Consider the following 3,735-nt stretch of genomic DNA (forward strand, 5'->3'; position numbering starts at 1 on the left):
CTGCGCGCGCTGCAGCCCGACATCGACCGGTACATCCGGCTCCTGCAGCCGCAGGTGGCGGCGTTCGCCGGTGAAGCAGAAGCCTCGCTCCCCGGCGGCGCGGTGGCGCCATCGGGGTACATGGGACTGTCGCTGAGTGGCGCGCAGATCCGCATCGTCACGCCCGACGGCGTGATGACGAGCCACTGCGAGTACCCGATGGTGGAGACGGTCGATGTGGGGTCCCCAGCAGCGCGCGCCGGCCTGTCGGCCGGAGACACGCTGGTGGCATACAACGGCCGCGATGTCACCCAGGCGGCAGTGAACTACGCCGAGCTCATCACCGCCGGCAACACGGTGAAGGTGCGCGTGCGTCGTGCGGGCAGGCCGCGTGAGGTGCCCGTGGTGGTGGAGACGCGGCGTGAGGAGGAGCGATCGGGAGCGGCCCGGACGATCGTGCGTGGTGTGCCGCTCTCGCCGTCGGTGATGCCGATGCCGATGTTCAACCCGAGTGGCGTGGCCGTGCTCGCGGGCGCGCAGTTCGCCACCATGGATACGGAGTTCGCCCAGAGCCTCGGCCTCGAACCCGGTGTGCTGGCGCTGCGGGTGCCTGCGGGCACACCGGCGGCCGACGCGGGGCTCAGGTCAGGCGACGTGGTGCGGGCCGTGAATGGGCGGGCGGTGCGGGATGTGTCGGAGCTGCGTCGTGCGCTGGCCATATCGCGCGATGCGGCACGGCTGACGGTGCAGGGGCGGGGGAGTTCGGTGCGCGTGGTGGTGCTGGACGTGCGGTAACCGCGGTAACGGCGGTTGTAACCGCGTGGGTGACCGCGCTTGAACCGCAGACGGCAGACGGCAGGAACTACAGCACGCAGTCAGGGAGGAGTTCGGTACAACAAAACGGGCGCAACCGCTTCGCGGTGCGCCCGATTTCCTTTGCGGTGATGACATCGGCCGCGGCGCGCAGCGCACGCGGACGTATTGTTCTACCACATTCCTCCGGTACTGCGTGCTGTAGTTCCTGCCGTCTGCCGTCTGCTGGAAGTCGCATGCGCGATACTCGCCCCGCTATCGCTTCAGACTCCCCGCCTCCACCGCGTACACCAGCCGCACCGTCGCCTTGTCCGCCTCACTGAGTTCACGCACGCGCACGCGGGCCGACATGATGTTGTCGGGGTTGGCGGTGTGGTCGAGGCCGAGTAGGTGCCCCACTTCGTGCAGCGCGATGGCGCGCATCTGCGGTGCGGTCACGGTCCCGCCGTTGGGGTGCGTCACCGCGAGCTGAATGTCGCTCGAGAGCAGCCAGTGATAGCCATCACGGCTCCACACGGTTTTGCCGCTGATGCCGTTGGCGAAGTGCCCGACGAAGTGCACCGCGATGTCGGCGGTGGCCGAATCGCGCACGAAGGAGAAATGCACCGGAATACCGGCCTGCGTCCACGTGTCGAAGGCGTCGCGCACGGCGGGGAGGAAATCGGGGTTCCACTGCTCCAGTGCATCCCCGTCGCGTACGAACACCCGCAACGGGCGCGTCGCACGATCGGGCCAGCGCGTAATCGCGGAGTCGCGCGCGGTGAGCAGTTCCTCGATGTACGTCCCCGCCATGCTGCTCGCGATGCGGCGGCGCGTGTCTTCGGTGTTCCCGGTGGCGCGGCGGATGTTGTTGCTCGTCACCAGCACTTCTTCGCCGTGCCGGGTATCGTCCGCGCGTTCGGCGCTGTCGAGAGGCGCTCGTGACCCCTTCGCGGCAATCGTGCCGTCCGCCTCGTCGAGTACCGAGCTCCGCGCACCCACGCTCTGCCCGCCGATGAAACAGGCGAGTCCAACCACGCAGCAGGCCAGGAGGGTTTCGGCGGACTTCATGGCACCCGATCAGGAAGGCGGTGCGCCCTCCGTGAGGAAAGCCTGTACCGCGGCGAAGAATGCGTCGGGGGCTTCCCAGAACGGGTTGTGGCCCGCATCGGCGATCGGTTCGAGACGCGCCTGCGTCAGGAACCGGCTGGTGCGCTCCGCCTCCGACAGCGGCAGGGCATCTGCCGCACCATGGACGACGAGCGTGGGGACGCGCAGGTCACGCAACCGGTCGCGCCAGTCGTAGCCCTCACGGCGCAGTCGCGCGACGACGTAGGCGCCCGTCACGCTGTCGCCACGTGGTGGGCTCACATTGCGGGCGAAGGCCGGATCGGCGAACCACGCCGGGAAATACGCCTGCGCGTACGCCGCGTGCGTGGTGAGATCGGGGTGTTCGAGGGCGCGCACGTCGAACGCCGCCAGTGCATCGCGCGCCGCCCCGGTGAGCCGCGCCACACCAGTGGCATGAAGTGGCGGTAGCCACTCACTGGTTACACCCACCGCATTCACCAGCACCAGACGCCGCACGGCATCGGGGGAGCTGGCGGTGTCCAGTGCTGCGGCGAGCATGGCGATCCCCCCACCCCAGGAATGGCCAAGGATATCCCACTGCGTGATGCCCAGCGCCTCGCGGAGTGCCGGGACGTCGCCGGCATCGAATTCAATGCGGCTGGCTGCAGCGCCGGGGGGAATACTGCTCGCTCCGCGTCCACGCTGATCATAGAACACCAGCTGCCGTTGCGTGGCCAATACGGCGAGCGCGGGCCAGAGCAGCGTGTGATCGAAGATCATCCCACCGTTGATGCACAGCAGCGGGGTGGCATGCGCCACCGCTGGCGTGGTGTACACGGCGAAGTCGAGCCCACGAGCGCGCACCATGTGCGCCTCGAGCGGCGGACGTGGTGGCAGCGTGCGGCGAAAGGCGAGATAGCGGGCGAGGGCGGGAGACGGAGGCGTCACGCCGCGGAAGATAGCGGGGGGATGCCCCGGCGCTCAGGGCACGGCGTGCCTGAGGAGCCCCGGATCATGGTAGGCCCGCGCGTAGGTTCGCGAGAGATACTGCGCATGGGCCCACGCATTCTCGGCATAGGCGCTCCACGAGCCATGTGTGGTCATCATGGCCCGGTCGTATGCCACAAAGCAGTAGCTCTTCCACGCCGCGGCTTCCGGCGAGAGGTTGTCGGCCCGGCGCACGTTGGAGTAGCCGCTGTATACGGTCACCGGAACACGCAGTGCGCGGGCGGCCTCGATGGCGAGCTGCCCCGTGACACGGTGGTCCGAGTGGTCGATGGGATTGGTGAGTACATCCGGATCGGCCGTGTGGATCTGCATCGTGAGCCCCAGTCGCTGCTGGTTGCGAATGATGCCCGTCACCGTGGCCCCAAGGTCATCGATGTCATGATAGCTGGTGCTCGAATCCAGCGCGTCGAGCCGATCGATCGTGCCGTCCGCCAGCTTCTTCATACTGGTGAAACCGTGCTCGGCGTACCCCGTGCCGCCCGGCCTACCATCGGGAAGGCGCAGAAACACGGTGGTCATGCGCGCCGTGCGACAGTCGCGAACGCGGTGGGTGCCGGTACCGGTCGCGGCGCTTGCGCCGGTCGCGGGCCAGCCGTGTCCGGGCACATACATGCGGTTGCAGAGCGGCGTCGTGGCCGGAACACCGGCCAGTGCCTCTGCGGCGCGCACGGAGGCCAGCGCCGCCACCTCGCGGGTACGCCAGAACTCGTTGCCGCGCGCGGCGTCGCCGGCATTCGTCAACACCGCCAATACCGGGTCGCCGCGACGCAACGCCTCCACCACCACATCGCCCATGAACAGCTGCCAGTCATCAGCGTGCGCCACGACGAACACCTGCAGCCGCGGCCGCAACGGTTGGGCATCGGCAACGGTGGGTCGCATCGA

General features: G+C 68.5%; 3 protein-coding genes and 1 pseudogene. 1 reads left to right on the forward strand and 3 read right to left on the reverse strand.

The window, feature by feature from the left end; all coding sequences use genetic code 11:
- A partial coding sequence (locus ACIQ6O_RS14295; protein WP_396208455.1) for a PDZ domain-containing protein occupies positions 1-774 on the forward strand: 774 nt, incomplete at its 5' end.
- 273 nt (positions 775-1,047) lie between these two features.
- Here ACIQ6O_RS14295 and ACIQ6O_RS14300 read toward each other — a convergent pair.
- From ACIQ6O_RS14300 to ACIQ6O_RS14310, 3 genes and pseudogenes are all read right to left on the reverse strand, one after another.
- Positions 1,048-1,842, reverse strand: coding sequence for a matrixin family metalloprotease (locus ACIQ6O_RS14300; RefSeq protein ID WP_396208456.1), 795 nt, complete (start codon positions 1,840-1,842; stop codon positions 1,048-1,050).
- A 9-nt stretch (positions 1,843-1,851) separates the two neighbouring features.
- Entirely contained in the window at positions 1,852-2,790 is a 939-nt protein-coding gene (locus ACIQ6O_RS14305) for an alpha/beta fold hydrolase (RefSeq protein WP_396208457.1), read from the reverse strand.
- A 33-nt stretch (positions 2,791-2,823) separates the two neighbouring features.
- Positions 2,824-3,735: pseudogene (locus ACIQ6O_RS14310) on the reverse strand (hypothetical protein); the annotation flags it as partial.

It is taken from the genome of Gemmatimonas sp. (assembly GCF_044345575.1).
GTDB lineage: Bacteria > Gemmatimonadota > Gemmatimonadetes > Gemmatimonadales > Gemmatimonadaceae > Gemmatimonas.

What these genes read in the sequence shown, in the direction of transcription:
- ACIQ6O_RS14300 (WP_396208456.1), bottom strand. Translation starts at nt 1,842, where the DNA reads ATGAAGTCCGCCGAAACCCTCCTGGCCTGCTGCGTGGTTGGACTCGCC.